General features: G+C 40.8%; 23 protein-coding genes. 16 read left to right on the forward strand and 7 right to left on the reverse strand.

The features are described 5' to 3' along the window. Positions 1-5 precede the first annotated feature (5 nt). Positions 6-167 (reverse strand): periplasmic nitrate reductase, NapE protein, encoded by a 162-nt coding sequence (gene napE / locus QQK06_RS15040; protein WP_284245573.1) that lies wholly within the window; start codon positions 165-167, stop codon positions 6-8. Positions 168-370: 203 nt separating this feature from the next. Here napE and QQK06_RS15045 point away from each other — a divergent pair, with 203 nt between their 5' ends. After that, positions 371-2,500, forward strand: a complete 2,130-nt coding sequence (locus tag QQK06_RS15045) for a tRNA(Met) cytidine acetyltransferase TmcA domain-containing protein (protein WP_284245574.1) — start codon at positions 371-373, stop codon at positions 2,498-2,500. Positions 2,501-2,562: 62 nt separating this feature from the next. Here the strand turns inward: QQK06_RS15045 and QQK06_RS15050 are convergent, their stop codons facing one another. Both QQK06_RS15050 and QQK06_RS15055 read right to left on the reverse strand, forming a co-directional pair. After that, the gene (locus tag QQK06_RS15050; protein ID WP_284245575.1) at positions 2,563-2,784 is read right to left on the reverse strand and encodes a hypothetical protein; all 222 of its coding nucleotides are present in this window, start codon (positions 2,782-2,784) and stop codon (positions 2,563-2,565) included. Further along, positions 2,784-2,969, reverse strand: a complete 186-nt coding sequence (locus QQK06_RS15055) for a hypothetical protein (protein ID WP_284245576.1) — start codon at positions 2,967-2,969, stop codon at positions 2,784-2,786. The genes QQK06_RS15050 and QQK06_RS15055 overlap by 1 nt, the downstream gene beginning before the upstream one ends. A gap of 209 nt (positions 2,970-3,178) precedes the next feature. On the opposite strand from QQK06_RS15055, the gene QQK06_RS15060 reads away from it, so the two are divergent. Together QQK06_RS15060 and QQK06_RS15065 are read left to right on the forward strand one after the other, a co-directional pair. Then, positions 3,179-4,063 carry an ABC transporter ATP-binding protein gene (locus QQK06_RS15060; RefSeq protein ID WP_284245577.1) on the forward strand — a complete coding sequence of 295 codons (885 nt, stop codon included), beginning with the start codon at positions 3,179-3,181 and terminating at the stop codon, positions 4,061-4,063. A 1-nt stretch (position 4,064) separates the two neighbouring features. Then, positions 4,065-5,069: an ABC transporter permease gene (locus QQK06_RS15065; protein WP_284245578.1), complete on the forward strand. Its 1,005-nt coding sequence runs from the start codon at positions 4,065-4,067 to the stop codon at positions 5,067-5,069. Positions 5,070-5,160: 91 nt separating this feature from the next. On the opposite strand, the gene QQK06_RS15070 is transcribed toward QQK06_RS15065, so the two are convergent. Together QQK06_RS15070 and QQK06_RS15075 are read right to left on the reverse strand one after the other, a co-directional pair. Further along, a complete protein-coding gene (locus QQK06_RS15070) occupies positions 5,161-6,165 on the reverse strand; it encodes a branched-chain amino acid aminotransferase (RefSeq protein WP_284245579.1) in 1,005 nt (334 codons plus the stop codon). A gap of 447 nt (positions 6,166-6,612) precedes the next feature. Then, on the reverse strand, positions 6,613-7,188 hold the full coding sequence (locus tag QQK06_RS15075; RefSeq protein ID WP_284245580.1) for a DUF4202 domain-containing protein: 576 nt from the start codon (positions 7,186-7,188) through the stop codon (positions 6,613-6,615). Positions 7,189-7,448: 260 nt separating this feature from the next. Here QQK06_RS15075 and pyrG point away from each other — a divergent pair, with 260 nt between their 5' ends. Together pyrG and eno are read left to right on the forward strand one after the other, a co-directional pair. After that, complete coding sequence (pyrG, locus tag QQK06_RS15080; RefSeq protein WP_284245581.1) at positions 7,449-9,086, forward strand: CTP synthase; 1,638 nt, start codon at positions 7,449-7,451, stop codon at positions 9,084-9,086. 132 nt (positions 9,087-9,218) lie between these two features. Beyond that, complete coding sequence (eno, locus tag QQK06_RS15085; protein ID WP_284245582.1) at positions 9,219-10,517, forward strand: phosphopyruvate hydratase; 1,299 nt, start codon at positions 9,219-9,221, stop codon at positions 10,515-10,517. Between the two features lie 241 nt (positions 10,518-10,758). Here eno and QQK06_RS15090 read toward each other — a convergent pair whose 3' ends face one another. Further along, a complete protein-coding gene (locus QQK06_RS15090) occupies positions 10,759-11,271 on the reverse strand; it encodes a DUF6680 family protein (RefSeq protein WP_284245583.1) in 513 nt (170 codons plus the stop codon). A 239-nt stretch (positions 11,272-11,510) separates the two neighbouring features. On the opposite strand from QQK06_RS15090, the gene QQK06_RS15095 reads away from it, so the two are divergent. The 10 genes from QQK06_RS15095 (at position 11,511) to rpoS (ending at position 18,658) form a co-directional block, all read left to right on the forward strand. Next, positions 11,511-12,140 carry a hypothetical protein gene (locus QQK06_RS15095; protein ID WP_284245584.1) on the forward strand — a complete coding sequence of 210 codons (630 nt, stop codon included), beginning with the start codon at positions 11,511-11,513 and terminating at the stop codon, positions 12,138-12,140. Between the two features lie 82 nt (positions 12,141-12,222). After that, positions 12,223-12,513: a cell division protein FtsB gene (gene ftsB, locus QQK06_RS15100; RefSeq protein ID WP_284245585.1), complete on the forward strand. Its 291-nt coding sequence runs from the start codon at positions 12,223-12,225 to the stop codon at positions 12,511-12,513. A 9-nt stretch (positions 12,514-12,522) separates the two neighbouring features. Then, positions 12,523-13,254 carry a 2-C-methyl-D-erythritol 4-phosphate cytidylyltransferase gene (gene ispD, locus QQK06_RS15105; RefSeq protein ID WP_284245587.1) on the forward strand — a complete coding sequence of 244 codons (732 nt, stop codon included), beginning with the start codon at positions 12,523-12,525 and terminating at the stop codon, positions 13,252-13,254. Continuing rightward, a complete protein-coding gene (ispF, locus tag QQK06_RS15110; protein ID WP_284245589.1) occupies positions 13,251-13,733 on the forward strand; it encodes a 2-C-methyl-D-erythritol 2,4-cyclodiphosphate synthase in 483 nt (160 codons plus the stop codon). Before ispD ends, ispF begins: the two co-directional genes overlap by 4 nt. Next, positions 13,723-14,775, forward strand: coding sequence for a tRNA pseudouridine(13) synthase TruD (gene truD / locus QQK06_RS15115; RefSeq protein WP_284245591.1), 1,053 nt, complete (start codon positions 13,723-13,725; stop codon positions 14,773-14,775). The genes ispF and truD overlap by 11 nt, the downstream gene beginning before the upstream one ends. 10 nt (positions 14,776-14,785) lie before the next feature. Beyond that, on the forward strand, positions 14,786-15,538 hold the full coding sequence (gene surE / locus QQK06_RS15120) for a 5'/3'-nucleotidase SurE (protein WP_284245594.1): 753 nt from the start codon (positions 14,786-14,788) through the stop codon (positions 15,536-15,538). Between the two features lie 10 nt (positions 15,539-15,548). Then, positions 15,549-16,211 (forward strand): protein-L-isoaspartate(D-aspartate) O-methyltransferase, encoded by a 663-nt coding sequence (locus tag QQK06_RS15125; protein WP_284245596.1) that lies wholly within the window; start codon positions 15,549-15,551, stop codon positions 16,209-16,211. Then, positions 16,208-16,789 carry a YqaA family protein gene (locus tag QQK06_RS15130; RefSeq protein ID WP_284245597.1) on the forward strand — a complete coding sequence of 194 codons (582 nt, stop codon included), beginning with the start codon at positions 16,208-16,210 and terminating at the stop codon, positions 16,787-16,789. The genes QQK06_RS15125 and QQK06_RS15130 overlap by 4 nt, the downstream gene beginning before the upstream one ends. A 163-nt stretch (positions 16,790-16,952) precedes the next feature. After that, positions 16,953-17,660, forward strand: a complete 708-nt coding sequence (locus QQK06_RS15135) for a peptidoglycan DD-metalloendopeptidase family protein (protein ID WP_284245598.1) — start codon at positions 16,953-16,955, stop codon at positions 17,658-17,660. A 77-nt stretch (positions 17,661-17,737) separates the two neighbouring features. Then, entirely contained in the window at positions 17,738-18,658 is a 921-nt protein-coding gene (gene rpoS, locus QQK06_RS15140) for an RNA polymerase sigma factor RpoS (protein ID WP_284245599.1), read from the forward strand. A 78-nt stretch (positions 18,659-18,736) separates the two neighbouring features. Here rpoS and mutS read toward each other — a convergent pair whose 3' ends face one another. Further along, positions 18,737-21,304 (reverse strand): DNA mismatch repair protein MutS, encoded by a 2,568-nt coding sequence (gene mutS, locus QQK06_RS15145; protein ID WP_284245600.1) that lies wholly within the window; start codon positions 21,302-21,304, stop codon positions 18,737-18,739. Between the two features lie 305 nt (positions 21,305-21,609). Between mutS and recA the strand changes: the two genes are divergently transcribed. Beyond that, entirely contained in the window at positions 21,610-22,638 is a 1,029-nt protein-coding gene (gene recA / locus QQK06_RS15150) for a recombinase RecA (protein WP_284245601.1), read from the forward strand. Positions 22,639-22,683: the final 45 nt, after the last annotated feature.

Genomic DNA, 22,683 nt, shown 5'->3' on the forward strand with positions numbered 1-22,683 from the left:
TGCTTTTAAGATGTTGGTGGGCCGAAAAGCATTTGGCTTATCCAAACTGCAAAGCCAAAACCACCGACAATAATGATTGATAGGATTGGTGCTAGAAACACCGCAAGAAAGATAAAAGTATTTTTTTCATACTTTTTCACTTGCTCAGGATTATTATTGTCACTCATTAGTATATCCTTATTGATTACTAGGGTTATTATTGTGACCTGATAGAAAAAAGGGATATTGATTGAAATCAATTTTTTATAAATCAAGTAAATAAACAAACCTTTATGCTGATAAATACGCTTTTCAATTTTGCTAAGTTTAGTTTAGATTTTTAAGTTTGCTTGTTAAACTGAGCAAAATGTTTTTCTAAAATTGAGTAATTTTGCATCCTTTACCTTTTCAGCGCTGGCTTGATACGTTACGTCAAAGATTAGTGATACAACAACATCGTTGTCTGGTCGTGTTACATGGTGAGCTTTGTTGGTCAAATCAAATGATAAAACCGCTGTTGACCAGTTCTGAGCAACAACAGGGGCGTTTATCAAATCGGGCGATAGCTTATGGCAAGCAATTTACTGCAGAACCTGCGTTAGTGATAGCAAATTATCGTCATCATCTTGGCAGTGAAAATGATCTGGTATTTTTTGCCGATGCCGACTTTCATCCTGATGCGTTTGCTGCATTAAGTGGTACAATTAAAGCAGGTGGTGTGATGTTGTGGTTATGTCCGCCGGTGCTCATTAAAGAGCAAAATAACTTGTTTATTCAGCGTATTTGGCAACAAGTGACAGCTGATGACAATACGTTAGTGATAAATGAACAGGATGAGTGTTTACCTGATTTAGCGCTGTTATTTAATGGTGTAGCTGAATTAAGCGAACCTAATTACCATCACCATGATTGTACTACACCAGCGCAATTTAGCGCCGTTCAGGCGATAGAAAAAGTTGCTACTGGTCATCGAAACCGTCCGTTGGTATTAACGGCTGACCGTGGACGTGGTAAGTCTTCCGCATTGGCGATAGCAGTTGCGAATTTACTGCAAAGTACGAAAGAACATAGCGGCTTAACGGTTTTAGTGACGGCACCGCACAGTGATGCAGTTAAGGTATTTTTTGCCCAGTTACAACATTCTTGCCCACTAGGGACACTTGCAGGCAGCAGTTTTTGTTTTCATCAGCATCAAGTGCAGTTTATTGCCGTCGATAATCTAGTGCACCAGCTACCAAGTGCTCACTTATTATTAGTCGATGAGGCAGCGGGTATTCCTGTTTATTTATTGGCTCAGTTTGTCGAGAACTATCATCGTATTGTCTTTTGTTCAACCGTACATGGTTATGAAGGGGCAGGCCGGGGCTTTAGCGTTAAGTTTAAGCAATTGCTGGCACAAAAAGCGCCTGAGTTTAAACAATTGCACCTCCATCAGCCAATTCGTTGGCAACAAAATGATCCGTTAGAACAGTTAATATTTAACAGCTTTTTATTGGCGGGATACCAGAATGACGGGAATAACCAAGATGAAAGTTTAGCTCAAGTCAATTTAACGAGCCGGATGTTATCTCAACAGCAATTGTTTAACGATGAAGCCTTGTTACAGCAAGTTTTTAATGTTTTGGTCAGAGCCCATTATCAGACAACTCCCAGTGATTTAAAGCTACTGCTTAATAATAATTCTTTGAGAATATTTGCTACTTTTGCTGGTAGTCAGTGCATTGCTGTTGCCTTAGCTATGGTCGAAGGTGTGGTTGAGCATGCGGAAATTAAGCAAGTTGCGCAATCACAAAAGCGGCTGAAAAATCACTTTCTACCTCAATCATTATATTTACATGCTAATTGTCAACAGGCATTTGAATACTCATACCTGAGAGTAATGCGTATTGCTGTAGTTGAGCAATTTCAGCAGCAGGGGATTGGGCTGGGTTTATTAACGCAAGTGCAACAGTATGCGCAGCAACAAGATATTGCCATATTAGGGACTAGTTTTGGTGCGAATCATTCATTATTGCAATTTTGGCATAAGGCAAATTATCAAGTAGTGCGCATAGGGTTTAGTCGTGATAAAGCTAGTGGTGAGCACTCTGCCTTGTTATTACAGCCGTTAAATTCAGCAGCAAGGGGGTTATTTGAGCCGTTACAGCAAGAGTTTTACCGACAATTTTCTTTTTTGTTAAATGATCAGTTTCAGTGGTTACCGTATCAATTGGTGTATCAGTTATTAAAGCAGTGCCCAGAAACGTTGGCACCACAGTTAACAACTTATGATCAACAAGTTATCGCTAATTTTATTGAGCAACGCAGTCTTTATGATAATTGTGCCTATAGCTTACATTTGGGGTTACTTGCCAGATTGAATCAGAGTCGTGACAAGATCGCGCCCCAGGTGCTGGATTTACTCGTGAGCCGAATTTTACAAAAGCAGCGGGTGACAGATATCTGTCAACGGCTTGGCTTTACGGGTAAAAAGCAGTTTAATCAGGCATTAATAAGCGGGGTTAAACAGTTAATGGGTTAGGGCAGGTTGATCTTTAGTGTATGGTGTTGAGTAAAATTGTATACAGCAGAGATCAAAAGCTACTACTTGCTTTGCCAGCGCCAATATTTTTTCATGCTTATATATTGGCATTTTAGTAATGGTGTCGCGCTTAATTCATCTTGAGCCAAAATGCGACTGATGTAGTAATCAATTACCTTTGCCAGCGCTTTACTAGGGTGCTGGCAGTAGGTGCTAATTAATATTTCTAACCAGTTCTCTAAAATACTAAGTGGTGCCAGTTGTGCTGTTCCTAAGCTCATCATTATCCCTCTATTTTAACACTATTATTGAGTAAGGTTTGCCAAATTGTATGCTTGGCAATACCGTTTAAGCAGCGGCATTGATCACTTGTTAAAAGACCTTGTGTGATCAGTTGTGCCAGCAGTTTTTGTGGTATACCAACCTGCGCTAAGTCTGCGTGTAGATCGTTACGGGTATATGCATCCATGTGATTGACCTCTAAATTTTGCTTGTGAGTTATTGCTGATTAAGATCAATATAGAAAAAAATGCATGTATTTGCAAATGAAAATCATTATCATTTGGTTGTTTTGTCTTCGTCGGTAAAATTTAACGATTTTTTTGTCGGGCTAGTGGGTGTAAAACACTCATCAATGACGTACTATTTTGTTGAGAAATAAGGATAAAGGATAACACTTTGCACAGTTCAGTTATTGATGTAGAAAACTTAACTAAGATTTATCAAGATGTTAGAGCGGTTGACGGCATTAATTTTTCTATTAAGCAGGGCCAATGTTTTGGCTTGTTAGGGCCTAATGGCGCCGGTAAAACCACCACTATAGAAATTATGGAAGGCATTATTCTGCCAACGTCTGGTCAGGTTAACTATTATGGCAAGCCAGCGCAGGCGGATATTGCCCAACAGATCGGCATCCAGTTCCAGCATACGGCATTACAAGATTTTTTAACGGTGAAAGAGACCTTAGATTTATTTACGTCTTTTTACAGTAAAACATTGCCACATCAAACGCTGATTGAATTATGCGATCTTGGTGATTTTCTTGATCGGGATAATCGTTTGCTCTCTGGTGGCCAGCGACAGCGTTTATTATTGGCATTAGCACTGATTAACGATCCTGATATCGTCTTTCTGGATGAACCGACAACCGGGCTTGATCCACAGGCCAGACGAAATTTTTGGCAGCTCATTGAAAACATTAAGGCTAATAATAAAACCATTATTTTAACCACGCATTATATGGATGAAGCGGAGCAATTGTGTGATGAAGTGGTGATCATGGACAGAGGTAAAATTATTGAAAGCGGCCAACCACATCAACTACTGAATAAACATTTTACCGATGTCTTTATTTATTTACCGTTAGCGCAATTACCAGTGGCGTTAATTGAACAGCATAAGTGGCGTATCCTTGGTGAACGGGTGGAAATAGCGACTCAGCATGTCGAAGCAACCCTCTCTTTATTAATTGCTGAGCAGGTATCGCTAGAAGGTTTGCATGTAAAGTCGGCTAATTTAGATGATTTGTTTTTAAAGTTGACCGGGCATTCATTGAGAGAATAATATGAATTTGAAACGATTTTTAGCGGTAGTAAAAGCACGTAATATAGAATTTTTCAGGGATAAATCATCACTTGGTTGGAGTCTGGCATTTCCAGTACTGATTATTATTGCAATGTCTTTTATTTTTTCCGGCAATGGTAAGTCAGCCTATAAAGTGGGAGTGATGCAGTTAATAGAAATTAGCTCGCCATTTCTTGAAACGAAATATATTGATTTTGTTAGTTATCAGGATGTCGATAAAGCGAAGATCAAACTTTCGCAGCATAATATCGATATGTTGATTGATTTTTCCACTCAGCATTATTGGGTCAATCGGGACTCGCCAAAGGGCTACTTTGTTGAAAAATTATTTTTAGCTCAGCACCCTGATTTCACTTCATTGAAAATTGAAGGGCAGAAAATTCGTTATGTCGACTGGGTTCTGCCGGGGGTACTTGGTATGAATATGATGTTCAGCTGCTTATTTGGCGTTGGCTATGTCATAGTTCGTTATCGAAAAAATGCAGTATTAAAGCGGCTAAAAGCCACACCATTATCGGCATTTGAATTTGTCAGCGCTCAGCTGTTTTCACGGATGTTTATCGTGATGTTTACCAGCAGCTTGGTATATGTCGGCTGTAACTTCTTTTTTGATTTCTACATGTTGGGCAGTTACCTCGACTTATTTCTGGTAGGTGTGCTTGGCGCCTTTAGTCTGATTTCGCTTGGTTTATTAGTGGCGTGTAAAAGTAAGAGTGAGGAGCTTATCGGCGGCTTATTAAATTTAACGTCCTGGCCGATGATGATCTTATCTGGTGTCTGGTTTAGTTTAGAAGGAGCACCTGAGGGATTAAAAACATTTGCTGAATTTTTGCCGTTAACTCATTTAGTTGCTGGAGCCCGACAAGTGATCACTGAAGGAGCAACATTGGCAGATATTAGTTACCACCTAGGCGTATTAGCGGTAATGTCGTTGTTATTTTTATCATTAGGGGCGTATTTCTTTAATTGGAATGCAGAACGCTAGCGCACATTTTTTCGTGTTATTGCTAAGAGAATATTGAGCAAACAGGCATAAAAAAGGCAGCGAAAGCTGCCTTTCTTATGGTAAATAAGTTTTATTTAGCGGTTACGTCGGTAAGCCAGCCGTGCTTATCTTCACTGTTACCCCATTGAATATCATTTAATGCTTTTCGCAACATCACGGTAGTGTTGCCTACTGCGCCACTGCCTACTTTGAATTCTTTGTCATTATGGATCAAAGTACCAACGGGTGTTAATACCGCAGCGGTACCTGACAAAGCTGCTTCACAGCCCGGTTTAGCAGCTCTTTCCATTAACTCTTCAACAGTTAATGCACGTTCTGAAACTTTTAAGCCCATATCTCGTGCTAAGGTCAGAATTGAATCTCGAGTTACACCATGTAAGAAGCTTTCATCAAGGTCTTTAGTAATGATCTCATCACCGTCAATTAAAAGAAAGTTAGCTGCACCCGTTTCTTGTACATCACCACCTGGACAGAACAGCACTTGATCGGCTTTATATTTAGCACGGGCATCCATAATTGGGCGTAGGGCGCTGGCATAATTACCGCCACTTTTGATCATGCCGTTATGAGGCGCGCAGCGCATGCCTTTTTCATCGACCAACACGCGTAAACAAGTATCGCCACCAGCAAAGTAATCGCCAACAGGAGAAAGTAATATATATTGTACTGATGTCATCGAAGGTACCGCGGCCTTACCTATAGCAGGCTCAGTACCAAAGTGGGTTGGACGAATATACATTGACCCAGGAGGCGCAGGTACTTCATCGGCAAAATGAGCAACACTTGATGTGATCATTTGCGCGGTAGCCTCTTGATCAATGGCTGGTAGATCCAGTAAACGAGCACTTTGAGCAAAGCGCGCTAAGTTTTTATCCATGCGGAAAATTTTAATCGAGCCATCTTGATGACGGAATGCTTTTAAGCCTTCAAAACAAGTGCTTGAATAATGTAAAACATGTGCTCCCGGATGCAATTGTATGCTATTGCTTGAGACCATCTCATGCTCACTCCATGTAGAGCCATCAAACCAGGAAATTGCCATTTCAGGCATAAAAACGGTACCAAATGCAGACATAAAACTACCTCAAAGAGTCAGAAAATTTATTTTGTAAGAGTTCAGGAGCAAGCTCGTCATGCTTACACTGAATAAAGTTAAGAATTGTATTCATTTTAACAAGAAAAAGGAATTGCTAGGAATAAATTTCATTCAATTCCATCAAACTAATGCTTATACGCTATTCGAGTGTTTATGTCTTCAGGAGGCGATTGAGTTAGATGTCGTTGATATTTCTATCTTAAGGCAATAACTAATCCATTTGTATTAACTAGTCGTATTGAAATAGGTGATAGCCGGATGATATTTCTACAAGCTATCACCTTATTATATCAATCGACATAAACATTTAATCATTTAGGACACTAGTAGTGTCATTAGAACAAATAAAATTTGTGAAAATATAGTTGTTCTACATTAAGATTAAGCAAATATTATGCAGTTTGGTATTAAACTTTAAGGTAATAGTTAGTTAAGTGCCTGTTCAACCAGTTTAGCTAAATGTGCGGGTAATGGTAAGCGTAACGCAATTTCATGCCCACGCTCTGACATTTTTCGCCAGGTGAGCTGCAAAATTCGAATGATTTTTTCTTCGCTATGTTTAGCGGCAAACTCTTCAAAATAATGTTGTAAAAATACTAAGCAGGCGACATCTTCCAAGGTTTGGCTATCAGTGTTCTTTTTTAATTGCTCTTTCCGTATGATTGCTGAGGTTTGTTCTGCATCCTGCTCACTATAACCATGTTTGATCATGAGTTCTTTAGTGGTTTCGGCATGAAATTTTCCCAGCGCTTTACGCCAGGTTAAATAGCCTTGCTTACCTGATGGGTATTCACTACGAGCAATATGCCAGCGCTTAATATGCTGTGCGCGCACCGCAATTTGCAATAATTCATTTGCGTCAGGCCAGTACTTTTCTAAACAGGCACTCATATAATGACCGTAGACTAACTCTTTCGGTTGCTCGATATTATTCACTAATGTTGTATTTGGATCTTGTTGATTAATGTGATCAATAGCATCCAGTACTTGCTGACAGCTCATTTATTTATCCATTACTTGAGATATTTGACGATCCCCATAGTAACTGAGATTTATCAGGGATTAAATTAGAGAAATGAAAAAAATAAGCTATTTTCTATAGATTAGCTTGGGCTTTGTATTGTTGTGTTCGGTGGTTTTCGGTATAATGTTTTCCCGTCTTGTTGAGCGGGTCTGTTTTTCATAAACCTGACTTGCCTGACATAGCTTAAAGCACTAAAAGTTAAACTTTAATTTCTGAATTTCCTGACTCTGGGTATCGCATGACAACTAGATATATTTTTGTTACGGGCGGCGTTGTATCGTCACTTGGTAAAGGTATTGCTGCTGCATCATTAGCTGCAATATTAGAAGCGCGTGGTTTAAAAGTAACCATGTTAAAGCTTGATCCTTATATTAATGTAGACCCAGGGACTATGAGCCCTATTCAGCATGGTGAAGTGTTTGTCACTGAAGACGGGGCAGAAACTGACTTAGACTTAGGCCATTATGAACGTTTTATTCGTACCAAAATGACTAAGCGCAATAACTTTACTACCGGACTGATTTATCAAGATATTCTTGCTCGCGAGCGTCGGGGGGAGTTTTTAGGTGCTACCATTCAGGTCATTCCTCATATTACTAACGATATTAAGCGTCGGGTGATTGAAGGGGCTGAAGGTTATGATGTCGCTATGGTAGAAATCGGCGGCACTGTCGGTGATATTGAGTCACAACCGTTTTTAGAAGCGATCCGTCAATTAGGTACTGAGCTTGGTCGTGAACGTGCGATGTTTATGCATTTAACGTTAGTGCCTTACTTAGCAGCATCGGGTGAAATTAAAACCAAGCCAACCCAGCATTCAGTGAAAGAGTTACGCTCTATCGGTATTTTCCCTGACATTCTTGTTTGTCGAAGCGAAGGGGTTATTCCTGCAAATGAACGAGCGAAAATTGCGTTATTTACTAATGTTGCAGAACGTGCGGTTGTTGCGATGCGTGATGTTGATTCTATTTATAAAATTCCGGCATTATTAAAATCTCAAGGCACAGATGAATTAGTTTGTAAGCGTTTTGGTTTAGATTTACCTGAAGCGGATTTATCTGAATGGGAGCGTGTACTGTATCAGGAAGCGAATCCAAAAGGTGAAGTAGTTATTGGTATGGTGGGTAAGTACATTGAGTTACCAGATGCCTATAAATCAGTGAATGAAGCATTAAAACATGCCGGTTTAAAAAATCAGGTTAATGTGAAAATTCAGTACGTCGATTCTCAAGATATCGAAGCGAAAGGTATCGAAAAATTAGCAAACCTAGATGCTATTTTAGTGCCAGGCGGTTTTGGTGAGCGTGGTGTTGAAGGTAAAATATTAGCTGCACAATATGCTAGAGAAAACAAAATACCGTATTTAGGCATTTGTTTAGGGATGCAGGTAGCGTTAATTGAATACGCCCGAAATGTTGCTGGCTTGACAGACGCACACAGCACTGAATTTAATCCAGAAACGCCGTATCCTGTGGTTGGTTTAATCAATGAATGGCTAGACGAAGCAGGTCAAGTGGAATACCGACACGAAGATTCAGATCTTGGTGGTACTATGCGTTTAGGGTCACAATTGTGCCACTTGGTGAAAGGTACCAAGGTCTGTGACGTATATGGTAGTGAAACAATTTATGAAAGACACCGTCACCGTTATGAGGTAAATAATAACTACCGTGAACAAATCAGCAAGGCTGGTTTAGTGTTTTCGGGACTTTCTACGGACAAAACATTAGTTGAGGTGATTGAAATTCCAGATCATCCATGGTTTATTGCCGGGCAGTTCCATCCTGAGTTTAACTCAACGCCAAGAGATGGACACCCACTATTTGAAAGCTTTATTGCTGCGACATTTGAGCATCAAAAACAGCAATCAAGTTAAACAAATCATGATAAATAAACCGTAGCCCAGTGCTGCGGTTTTCTGTTTTTAACTACCTTGTTTTAATAGCAAGGTGTGTGGTTAATTTAATAATGGCTCATCGTTTATCGAGAGTATTTCAGAGGAAAAATAATGGCTAAAATTAGTAAAGTTATCGCTCGTGAAATCATGGACTCACGTGGCAACCCAACCGTTGAAGCGGATGTTTATTTAGAAACTGGCGCATGGGGACGTGCCGCTGCGCCATCTGGAGCATCAACAGGTTCACGTGAAGCATTGGAATTACGTGACGGTGATAAAGCCCGTTATTTAGGTAAAGGGGTATTAAAAGCGGTTGCAGCAGTAAATAACGAGATTGCAGCGGCGCTTATCGGTAAAGATGCGTTAGCACAAGCAGAAATTGATCAGGTAATGATCGACTTAGATGGTACAGAAAATAAAGAAAAATTTGGTGCTAACGCCATTTTGGCTGTGTCTTTGGCTAACGCTAAAGCGGCTGCGATGGAAAAGAAAGTACAATTGTTTGAACATATCGCCGACTTAAACGGTACATCAGGCCAGTACTCTTTACCATTGCCGATGATGAATATCTTAAATGGTGGTGAACACGCGGATAACAACGTCGATATTCAAGAGTTTATGATCCAGCCAGTCAGTGCCGCTAATTTTAGTGAAGCGTTACGTATGGGCGCTGAAATCTTCCATTCTTTGAAAAAAGTATTGTCTGCCAAAGGCATGAATACGGCGGTTGGTGATGAAGGTGGTTTTGCACCGAATTTGGAATCAAACGCTGATGCATTAGCGGTGATTAAAGAAGCCACAGAAGCTGCCGGTTATGTCTTAGGTAAAGATGTGACGTTAGCGATGGACTGTGCTGCTTCTGAATTTTACGACGCAGATAAAGGTATTTACGATCTTAAAGGTGAAGGCAAGCAATTTACAGCTAATGAATTTTCAGATTTCTTAGCAAGCTTATGTGACCAATACCCAATCGTGTCAATTGAAGACGGTTTAGATGAGTCTGACTGGGACGGTTTTGCTTATCAAACCAAATTAATTGGCGATAAAGTACAAATTGTTGGTGATGATTTATTTGTCACTAATACTAAGATTTTACAGCGCGGTATTGAAAATGGCATCGCTAACTCTATTTTGATCAAATTCAACCAAATCGGTTCATTAACTGAAACGTTAGCGGCGATTCGTATGGCGAAAGAAGCAGGTTACACCGCGGTTATCTCTCATCGTTCAGGTGAAACAGAAGACGCGACTATTGCTGATTTAGCGGTAGGTACCGCGGCTGGTCAAATCAAAACTGGTTCTTTATGTCGTTCAGACCGTGTTGCTAAGTACAACCAATTGTTACGTATTGAAGAGTTCTTAGGCGACAAAGCCATCTTCAAAGGCTTATCAGAAGTGAAAGGCCAATAATCAGCAATTTTATTGCTATTTAGCTTTTATGTCGGCATCAGTTGTGCTCATTGACTAGCGTCAACTCCGCGCAACTTCTTTGTCCTAAAAGTAACTAGCTGCAAAATTAATGATTATTTTTCATTTGATGATTAATAAAAAACCACTCGCTTGAGTGGTTTTTTTATTTTGAAAATACGTTTCATTAAAAGTGTTGTTTCTATCACCTTGAACAAATGGTTATTGACAATTGAGTCTTGAATTAACTTTGCTCTGGCCTGTTAGTTATTTTCATTGGCACAAAACGTTTACCTTCAAGTATTTCTATAATACCTTCACGTATTTTTGCTTGTTGATTGTCAATGTTACCATGCGCCATAGGTGAATATGATGAATTTTTGATATGCGTTTTATCAAAATCATAGCCCAAAACTAAAGCCATTTTATGGAGTAAATCAACGAATAACTCAATACGTTTTGTGCCCCATTGCTCACTGCTGATCGTCTTATCATTTAGTAAATCTAAGTATTGTTTCCAAGCTTCAATAACAGCTTTTTCTTTAGGTTGTGAAAGTTCAAACTCTAAATCGATACGGTTCAATGTCATTACGTGATCCCATGATGTTGAGTAAGATCTAGTAGCCATTAAAGTTTTAAATATATCCAATTTACGCTGACGTTTTTCTTTTTTAGCATCTAAATACTTAGTTAACTGAACTGCAACAATAGGCCCAGAAAATACAGATAAAATCATTACCCAATCTGAAATAGTCAAAAATACTCTCCGCGTGTGATTGTAAAACTAATAATTCAATATCGCCTACTATGTGCTTTTTAACTGAGGACTAGGGAATTATTAAATAATATGAATTTTTATCACACCAAGTAACTTATTGCGAGTAATGCGTTATTTCATCTAGATGTAGATAATTAATTTCCCTAATGAATTTTACTAAATAATGCCGTATGCTTATTACTTGAACTAAGTTGTAGTAAAAAGTAACCAAGCAATTCATGACCGAGCAAACCTCCCTGTGGCAAGACGAAACTCAATCAGCAGATTTTGCTGAGCTTTGTAGTGCGCTTTATGAACGGGAAATTGCTCAGCTGGCTAACGCTGATATTCAGTCGCCTCAGGTAATTCAGGGGCGGTTAAAAAGTCTGCCTTATTATATTAAGCGCACTGCGCACTTAATGTTGCAAACACAGACGCCGTTAGATTTAGATGTGCAAAATGCTAGCTGGTCGGCGAAACAGGCGGCACACATGCCGTTATCTGGACAGGAAATTGCTGAGGTTAATAAATGGTATCTAGCACAGACGTTAACGCATGGTTTAGTGGTGCCAGTTGCTACCACTACTCATATCGTATTGGACTCCATTGATCGCATTGATCAACAAAATCACAGATTTAGAACCAATGTTCATGGCTGGTTTTATCTAAATGATACCGAGCAAAAAGATAAGAAAGTAAACGCAAATTATCGTTTATTGAAGCCGAACAAGCGGGTGATGACGGCAGCCTGTACCGGACATTGCTGGGTGAATGATCATAAAACGAACCCGGTGATCCCTTCTCTGCGTGAACTTTTACTGTCGTGCGCAATAAATTGGCGTAATTTTAAACAACCGGTGATCTTTTAGCTGATATTGCCGCTAAAGGTTTACAGCGCTGTATGCGCACTTATAATACGCTAATAATATTCATTTTACTGATCAATCTAATATGCGAATAGTGTCCGGCATTTTGCTGGTGTTTTTGGTGCTGCTGCAATACCGACTATGGTTCGGTAAAAATAGTGTGCCTGACTATATTGCATTGAAAGATGAAGTGGTACGCCAGCAACTGGATAATGACAAGCTCAGGCAGCGGAATAAGTTACTCTATGCTGATACTGATGATTTAAAATCAGGATTGGAAGCGATTGAAGAGCGTGCCCGCAAAGAGTTGGGGATGATCAAACAAGGGGAAACCTTTTTTCGTATTATTCCTAACGATAAACAAACGAAAGGTTAATGTGCTTATATGAAGCAGGTGAATAATCCTTTAGCTGTGGTTGTACCGGCAGCTGGAGTGGGTAAGCGCATGAAGACCTCATGTCCTAAACAATATTTAAAAATAGCTCAGTCGACAATTTTAGAACATACCGTTTTAAAATTATTATCGCACCCGCGAATTACTCAGGTGATTATTGCTTTAGGAGAGGCGGATGAATATTTTCCTGATACTCAATTAGCCAATCATACTGATGTACGTATTGTAACTGGTGGCCAGGAGCGAGTTGATTCTGTTTTAGCGGGTTTAAAGGCGATAGATAGCAGCCGTTTCCCTTGGGTGTTAGTGCATGATGCTGCCAGGCCTTGTGTCACCTTAAGCGATATCGAAAAGCTTATTGATGCTTGTTTAAACGCACAGCAAGGGGGAATTTTAGCACTGCCAGTAAGAGATACCATGAAGCGTAGTGAAGATAGTATGGTAACTGAAACCGTAGAGCGGGATAATTTATGGCATGCCTTAACCCCGCAAATGTTTCCAAGTGAGCTACTTATTCAGGCAATTGAACAGGCGATCTCAAGCGGCGCTATGATCACAGATGAAGCATCGGCAATAGAATTTGCTGGCGGACAATGTCAGCTGGTAGAAGGTAGCAGTGAGAATATTAAGATCACCCGTCCGGATGATTTGGCGCTGGCGGAATTTATTTTAACGAAGCAGCAAAGCATAAATGACAGTAGTGAGCAGCAGGAGCAAATATGAGAATAGGTCATGGTTTTGATGTCCATAAATTTGGTGGCCAGGGACCCATTGTTTTAGCGGGAATTGAAATTCCTTTTGAGCATGGCTTTATTGCTCATTCTGACGGCGATGTCGCGATTCATGCCTTATGTGACGCAATACTAGGGGCATTATGCTTGGCCGACATCGGTAATCACTTTCCGGATACCGACGGCCAGTATGAAAATATTTCGAGCCGTATTTTGTTACGCCATGTGGTGGGCTTAATGGAACAAGCGGGTTATCAGCTCGGTAATGCCGATATCACTATCGTTGCTCAGGCACCGAAAATTTCCCCTCATTTACTGGCGATGCGAGAATGCTTGGCACAAGATCTAAATTGTCAGCTTGATCAAGTCAATGTTAAAGCAACGACCACTGAAAAGCTTGGTTATGCCGGGCGAAAAGAGGGCATTGCCGTGCATGCCGTGGTGTTATTAATGGCAAAGGATGAAGCATAGCATGTTAGCAGATGGGGCGTATTTGTACGGAAAACCCGAAATTACCGGTGATTTAAGAAGTGAGCTTCAAGATTTTGTAGTTAAAGAGTTGTTGCCATTCGAGCCTAGTGGTGAAGGTGAACACTTACTGATCAAAATAAGAAAAGCGGATGCTAATACGGTGATGGTTGCCCGGCAATTAGCAAAGTATTTTGGCGTTAAAGATGCCTTAGTGAGTTATGCCGGGTTAAAAGATCGTTTTGCTGTTACTGAGCAATGGTTTGGCATTCATTTGCCTGGTAAACAATCATACGATTTATCCAGTTTTACCTTACCAGGCGTTGATATTTTGTCTTATCAGCGTCACCACAAAAAATTGCGCATTGGTAGCTTAAGCGGTAATCACTTTACCATTACCTTAAGAAATGTGTCAGATGTTGATGCTTTACACCGTCGCTGGCATGGGGTAACGCAACATGGGGTGCCGAACTACTTTGGTGAGCAGCGCTTTGGCCGCGATGGTGGTAATATCGATCGGGCAAAAGCGTTATTTGCTGGACAAAAGGTAAAAGATAAGAAAAAACGTAGTATCTATTTATCGGCGGCGCGCTCATTAGTGTTTAATCAAATTATTTCTACTCGTCTTGAACAGCAACTGTTCGAGCAATTGCAAGTGGGTGATGTGTTAATGCTTGCGGGTAGTCAGTCGGTGTTTGTCTTAGATAAACTTAGTGACGATATTAAACAGCGCTTTGTTGAAAAAGATCTCGATATAACAGCTTCAATGTGGGGAGCTGGTCAGCTTATGACTCAGGAGCAGCCGCAAGCATTGGAGCAAGCGGTTGCTGAGCAATATGCCGATATTTGTCAGGGACTGGCTAAGTTTGGATTAAAGCAGGAGCGCCGGCGCATTCGTTTGTCGATAACGGATGCCAAGATAGATATTGATGCAAAGCAGCAAATGGTGACACTCCACTTTTCTTTGCCGGCCGGGTGCTTTGCAACCTCAGTGCTGCGAGAGCTGCTTGATTATCGCGATCTCAGTTTGACCCGATTTGATTAAGGTAACTAGCATGAGAATTTTATTAAGTAATGATGACGGTGTGCATGCATTAGGCATTAAAGTGTTATACCAGGAACTGGCAAAGTTTGCTGAAGTGACGGTGGTTGCTCCGGATCGAAATTGTAGCGGTGCCAGCAATTCATTAACGCTGTTAAATCCGCTCAGGGCACAGGCTTTGGATAATGGTTTTATTTCGGTTAACGGCACGCCAACTGATTCCGTGCACCTTGGTATCAGTCAGTTGATGAAGCCTTTGCCTGATCTTGTGGTCGCAGGCATTAATCACGGTGCTAATCTTGGAGATGATACCTTGTATTCAGGCACGGTTGCGGCAGCAACTGAAGGGCGTCATATGGGGATGCCTGCCGTTGCGGTCTCTTTAGTTGGTAAAGATGAAACTCATTATATAACGGCGGCTAAAGTTGCCGCTAAGTTTATTAAACGTTTGCAACAACACCCACTACCCGCCGATCAAATTATTAATATTAATGTCCCTAATGTACCGTTAAGTGAATTAAAAGGTGTTAAGGTAACCCGGCTTGGTCACCGCCATAAAGCGGAAACGATGAAGTCATCTAAAGATCCTTGGCACAGAGATATCTATTGGTATGGTTCATTAGGGGCGGAGTTAGATGCCGGGGAAGGCACAGATTTTCACGCGATTAGTGAAGGTTATGCGTCGATTACCCCGTTAACTGTTGATATGACGGCCTATAAGAGTATGGCCAATATGCAAGAATGGATATGTGATTTTAAGTTATGAGAAAGATGAAATGAATGTCAGAGTAGGAAGTCGTATTGGCGGAAAATCAGGCCGAAGTGGAGAATTACTGGCACAAAAGCTTCAACAAGAGGGCATTACTAACCCGAGAGTTTTACAAGCTATTGCTCGCAGCCCACGGCATATTTTTGTTCCGGAAATTTTAGCTCATAAGGCTTATGACAATACCGCTCTGCCGATTGGTCAGGGGCAAACGATTTCGCAGCCCTATATCGTAGCGAAAATGTCAGAGCTCTTGCTAAAAGATGGTATGCCGGACAGCATTTTAGAAATAGGCACAGGCTCAGGTTATCAAACGTCGATTCTCGCACAGTTAACGGCTAAAGTGTATTCGGTTGAGCGTATCAAATCCTTACAGTTTCAGGCGAAGCGAAAATTGCAATCAATGGATTTACACAACATTTCGATGAAACATGGTGATGGCTGGAAAGGCTGGCAGTCAAAAGCGCCGTTTCAGGCGATAATTGTCACCGCTGCGCCATCAGAAGTGCCACAGGCATTATTGGCTCAACTGGCCGATGGCGGACGTTTAGTGATCCCGGTAGGTGAAGACACTCAAATTTTAAAAGTGATCACCCGTCATGGCGATGATTTTAGCGAGCAACAAGTAGAAGCTGTGCGCTTTGTACCTTTAGTACCAGGAGCTGTTCAGTGAAATTGTTTTCTGCTCTTTATCAATGGACGCTCAAATGGTCAGAGCATAAATTAGCACCGAAAGTACTCGCCTTATTAACCTTTGCAGAATCAGTGTTTTTCCCTATTCCTCCTGATGTGCTGCTCGCGCCTATGGTACTTGCTAAGCCCGAGCGTGCTTGGCATTACGCGACCTTAACGACTTGTGCTTCGGTGATCGGTGGTATTGCTGGTTACGCCTTAGGTTACTATATGTTTGAACCCTGGATCCAGCCATTGATCACAGAATGGGGCAAGCAGCAGACATTTGATCAAGCGGTTTCCTGGTTTAATCAGTGGGGAGTGTGGGTCGTATTTATTGCTGGTTTTTCCCCTATACCTTATAAAATTTTTACCGTAAGTGCTGGTTTTTTACAAATGGCGTTTTTACCTTATTTGCTTGCCTCTGCAATAGGAAGAGGGATGCGTTTCTTTTTAGTTGCCGGCATTATTTACTGGGGTGGTGAAAAAATGGAGCAAGGGTTACGTAAGTGGATTGACGTAATAGGTTGGCTAATTGTAGTGCTAATTGTTATCGTTTATCTTATGTTGCAAAAATAAGCAGATCGAGAAGGTTTGCTCACAGAGTAAGAGAAAGTTAAGGTAAAGAGTGTTATTCAGATATAGTTTTGCATTTGTGTTATTGCTAGTTATTGGCTGTTCATCAAGGCAGACACCAGCGCCTGTGGTCGATGTTCAGGGACAAGTACCATTAAGTAAACGAGTGAAAAGCAGTATCAGGGGAAGTGAATATATAGTTAAAAAAGGTGAAACACTATATTCGATCTCATGGCGAGCGGGGTTAGACGTTAATACCCTGGCTCGATTGAATAAAATTTCTGCACCATATCAAATATTTCCCGGTCAAAAAATTTTTTTAGCGAAAAATTCTTCCAAGGCTAGTAAAAATAAACCCTCTAGTGAAAGCTTACCAGTTAAGCAACAAAAAGTTGTCAAAAAAGCTATTGCATCGAATAAAAAGCAGGAGTATGGTGAAAGTGTAAGAGGGCAAAAAATAAGCAAAAAGCCTTCGAGTACTAACCGGTCATTTTCACAAAAAATCAGACGTTGGGTCTGGCCGGCAAAAGGAAAGCTTTTAGCTAAGTTTTCCAATAGAAAACAAGGTAATAAAGGAATTGACATCGCGGGTAACCGTAATGATTCGGTACAAGCAGCTGCTGATGGCAGGGTAGTTTACGCTGGTGATGTGTTACGAGGATACGGTCAGTTGATCATTGTTAAACACAACGATGATTACTTAAGTGCCTATGCTCATAACGATCGCATTTTGGTCAAGGAACAGCAGGTTGTAAAAGCCGGAGACGTTATTGCAAAAATGGGTGATACTGACGCGGAAAGAGTCATGCTTCATTTTGAAGTTCGCTTTCGTGGTAAATCTGTAAATCCATTAAAATACCTACCGAGAAGATAATAATAGAGAAATAATATTGGAGTTAATGTGAATATTTAGTCAGTAATTTCAGCTTTGCTAGTGACGGGAGAAATGGCATGGGCATAGAAAAAGAATTAAAAAATATTGAATCTAATAGTAAGGAACAGGAAGTTCTAAGCAAAGTTCAGGATGAAGCACCGAGTAATTTAGATGCAACTCAGTTGTATCTGGGTGAGATTGGTTTTTCTCCACTATTAACCGCAGAAGAAGAAGTTTATTTTTCTCGTCTGGCCCTTAAGGGCGATGAACCTTCCCGTAAACGTATGATTGAAAGCAACTTACGTTTAGTCGTTAAAATTGCACGTCGATATAATAACCGCGGTTTACCTTTATTAGACCTGATCGAAGAAGGTAATTTGGGCTTGATCCGAGCGGTAGAAAAGTTTGATCCTGAGCGTGGTTTTAGATTCTCTACTTATGCGACTTGGTGGATACGTCAAACAATAGAACGTGCCATCATGAATCAAACCCGTACCATTCGTTTACCTATTCATGTGGTCAAAGAACTTAATATTTATCTCCGTACTGCACGTGAGCTGGTGCAAAAACTAGATCATGAACCTACTGCCGAAGATATTGCCCAAGAACTGGATGTGCCAGTTAAAGATGTCAGTAAAATGCTACGTCTTAATGAACGTATAGCCTCGGTCGACACCCCTTTTGGTGGTGAGTCTGATAAAGTTTTACTTGATGTTATTCCCGATGAAAAAGCCCGTGGTCCTGAAGGAAATTTACAAAATGATGATATTAAAGATAATATCGTCCACTGGCTGAATGAACTTAACTCTAAACAGCGAGAAGTGTTAGCACGTCGTTTCGGTCTGTTAGGCTATGAAGCAGCCACATTAGAAGATGTTGGTGTCGAAATTGGTTTAACTCGCGAGCGAGTTCGTCAAATTCAAGTAGAAGCATTAAAACGCTTACGCGATATTTTAAGTGCTCAGGATCTATCGATAGAAGCATTATTCCAAGCTTAATATTCCGTTTAGCTTAACCATAAAAAACCAGCCAATCGGCTGGTTTTTTGCTGAATTGAAGCTAATTAGTATTCACTGTTAAAGCTGATTTTTTAATTGAAACAATAAATCCAGTGCTTGTTTCGGGTTGAGTTCATTGGCGTCCAGCGCTTTTAGTTGGCTGACTACTGGATGTTCGGAATCTACCAGAGAAAGTTGCTCAAAGACCTGTTGACTGTTTTCAATAACCGACGGGGCTTGTTGGTTTTCCAGTTCAGTTAATCGTTGCTTAGCGCGCTGGATCACTGCTTTAGGTACACCAGCTAATTGCGCAACCTGTAACCCAAAACTTTTACTTGCTGCTCCTTCCTGTACAGCATGCATGAAAATGATATCATCGCCGTGTTCCATCGCATCGAGATGAACATTTGCTAGGCTGTCTATTTGCTCGGCCAACAAGGTTAATTCAAAGTAATGGCTTGCAAACAGGGTAAATGCCTTAGTTTTCACCGCCAACATTTCAGCGCAAGCCCAGGCAAGCGAAAGCCCGTCATAGGTACTGGTGCCACGGCCGATTTCATCTAATAGTACTAAACTTCTGTTAGTTGCATTGTGTAAAATGTTGGCAGTTTCTGTCATTTCAACCATAAAGGTTGAACGTCCGCTGGCTAAATCGTCGGATGCGCCAATACGAGTGAAAATTCGATCGACTAATCCTATTTTTGCTCCATCGGCGGGTACATAGCAGCCAATATGAGCTAATAGCACAATTAAAGCCGTTTGCCGCATATAGGTGGATTTTCCCCCCATATTAGGACCAGTAATGATTAACATTTTACGTTGTTCATTAAGCAAAACTGGATTGGCGATAAATGCCTCGTCGGTCATCTGCTCAACTACAGGGTGACGACCTGCTTCAATATGTATGCCCGGCGTTTTCACTAATTCCGGTTTTACATAATTGAGTGTTTCGGCCCGTTCGGCAAAGGTAGTCAGTACGTCTAGCTCGGCAAGAGCTTGAGATAGCTGCTGTAACTGTTCGATATCGGGTAAAATCAGCTCAAATAGCTCTTCATAAAGACGCTTTTCCAATGCGAGAAAACGGCTTTGTGCACTTAACACTTTTTCTTCATGCTGTTTTAGTTCATTAGTGATAAAGCGCTCATTGTTTTTTAGTGTTTGCCGGCGAATATAATCATCAGGTACTTCGCCAGAGCTGGCTCGGCTGATTTCAATATAAAAGCCGTGGACCTTGTTATAGCCTACTTTTAACGTTTGAATGCCAGTTCTTTGTTTTTCTCGCTCTTCCAGTTGCGCCAAAAATTCGCTTGCTCCTTGGCTAAGGTCTCTCAAGGTATCGAGTTCCTGATGATAACCCGGAGCAATGACACCACCATCTCGGATCAATACTGGTGGATTATCAACAATAGCGTTATTAAGTAGCTGATAGAGCTCTGGCATAGGTTGTAATCGCTGAGCTAGCTTTGCTAATTGCGGATGTTGTTCTCCTGACACACTGGTAATTAAATTTGGTAGTTGACCTAACGCATTACGTAAACGGGCAAAGTCTCTTGGTCTTGCTGAACGTAATGCAATTCGTGCGACGATACGTTCTGTATCACCAATAGTTTTAAGCTGAGGTTGCAACGCAAAATGTAATTCGCTTGTTAACAGCTCACTAATGGCGTTTTGTCTAAATTGTAATTGATTGAGGTCTTGTAGCGGGAAGTGTAACCAACGCTTTAATAACCTTGACCCCATAGGAGTCGAAGATTTATCTAATACCGCTGCTAGGGTGTTTTCTAATCCACCTTGTAAATTTTGTGTCAACTCGAGATTGCGCCTGGTGGCGGCATCAAGTATTACGCCTTGCTGTGCTGATTCTGCCACAATAGCGCGGATATGAGGCAGTGCACTGCGTTGTGTATCTTTCACATATTGTAAAAGACAACCAGCGGCGCATAAACCTAATGGATAATCATCGACGCCAAAACCACTGAGTTCTTTGGTACCAAATTGCTGATTCAGCAGGTTAGTGGCAGTTGCTAAATCGAATTCCCAGTCTGGACGTCGGCGTAAGCCTTTATAGCGCTCAATAACGCTAAACTGTGAAAACGATTCTGGGTACAAAAGCTCAGCGGGTGATAAACGTTGTAATTCTGCTTGTAGTTGCTCTATAGATTGCGGCTGGCAAATAACATAGCGACCACTGGTCATATCTAAATATGACAGGCCGAACTGAGTTTTTTCTTCAAATATACATACCAACAGATTATCTTGCCGATCGGCTAATAACGCTTCATCACTGACGGTACCAGGGGTAACAATACGGACTACTTTTCTTTCAACGGGTCCTTTACTGGTTGCTGGGTCGCCAATTTGTTCACAAATAGCGACGGATTCACCTAACGCCACCAGCTTGGCAAGATAAGTTTCAACCGCATGATAGGGCACGCCAGCCATTGGGATTGCGTTACCACCGGTTTTACCACGGGCCGTTAAGGAAATATCTAATAAATCGGAAGCTTTTTTCGCATCGTCAAAAAACAACTCGTAAAAATCTCCCATGCGGTAAAATAATAATATTTGAGGAAATTCGGCTTTAATGGTTAGGTATTGACGCATCATCGGGGTGTGCGAAGATAAATCAGCAGTGGAATTTGTCATTAAAAATTATTCTTTTTGGCTTAAGCTAATCTAAAAGTGATAGCGGATATTATGCCATAAGCGTTCTCGCGATCATCGCCTATTTTTGCTATTTTCTTATTTTATTGGCCTAAGTGAATACTGTATCTCTGTAAATTTTTTACTAATGGGTGAAGTAAATCGTTAGCTTTTAAATTTAACTCCTTTAAAAACAAGTTATTAAAAAATCAGAATTAGATTTTCTAAAAAAACTCTTGATACTGTACGGTCATACAGTATACTTTGCCGTATTGAATGATTATATCTATTTATCTGTGGAGCAAGAAATGGACGAGAACAAAGAAAAAGCACTCTCTGCTGCGTTAGGCCAAATTGAACGTCAGTTTGGTAAAGGTTCAATAATGAAGCTAGGTGAAAACCGCAGCATGGACGTAGAAACCATTTCTACAGGCTCTCTTGGACTTGATATTGCCCTAGGCGCCGGTGGTTTACCTATGGGACGCGTAGTTGAAATCTATGGTCCTGAATCAAGTGGTAAAACAACGCTGACATTAGAAGTGATTGCTGAAGCGCAGCGTAATGGTAAAGTCTGTGCTTTTGTTGATGCCGAGCATGCGCTTGACCCTATTTATGCTGAAAAGCTCGGGGTAAACATTAATGAACTGCTAGTGTCACAGCCAGATACTGGTGAGCAAGCATTAGAAATTTGTGACATGTTAACCCGCTCCGGTGCTGTTGATGTCATCGTGGTTGACTCTGTTGCCGCATTAACGCCAAAAGCTGAAATTGAAGGTGATATGGGGGATTCTCATATGGGGCTTCAAGCACGTATGCTCTCACAGGCAATGCGTAAACTAACCGGTAACTTAAAGCAGTCTAATACCATGCTGATTTTTATTAACCAAATTCGCATGAAAATTGGTGTGATGTTTGGTAATCCGGAAACCACTACTGGTGGTAATGCCTTGAAGTTTTATGCCTCTGTTCGTTTAGATATCCGCCGTATTGGTGCGGTTAAGCAGGGCGATGAGATTGTTGGTAATGAAACTCGAGTTAAAGTGGTAAAAAATAAAGTTGCGCCACCGTTTAAACAAGTTGAATTTCAAATTCTATACGGTGAAGGGATCAATAGCTTGGGTGAGTTAATCGACCTTGGTGTACAAAATAAATTGGTAGAAAAAGCAGGTGCCTGGTATAGCTATAATGGTGACAGAATTGGTCAAGGTAAAGCGAAAGCGGTAGATTACCTTAAAGAACATCCAGAAATGTCTAAAGAGTTAGATACTAAATTACGAGATATGTTTTTAAATCGAAATAAAGATGTTCAAGAGCAGGAAGAGCCTGTCGCAGAATAAGCTTAAGCTAAATTTAACGTTAAAAAGCCATCAATATGATGGCTT

It is taken from the genome of Thalassotalea insulae, from assembly GCF_030161395.1.
In the GTDB taxonomy this organism is placed as follows: Bacteria; Pseudomonadota; Gammaproteobacteria; order Enterobacterales; family Alteromonadaceae; genus Thalassotalea_E; species Thalassotalea_E insulae.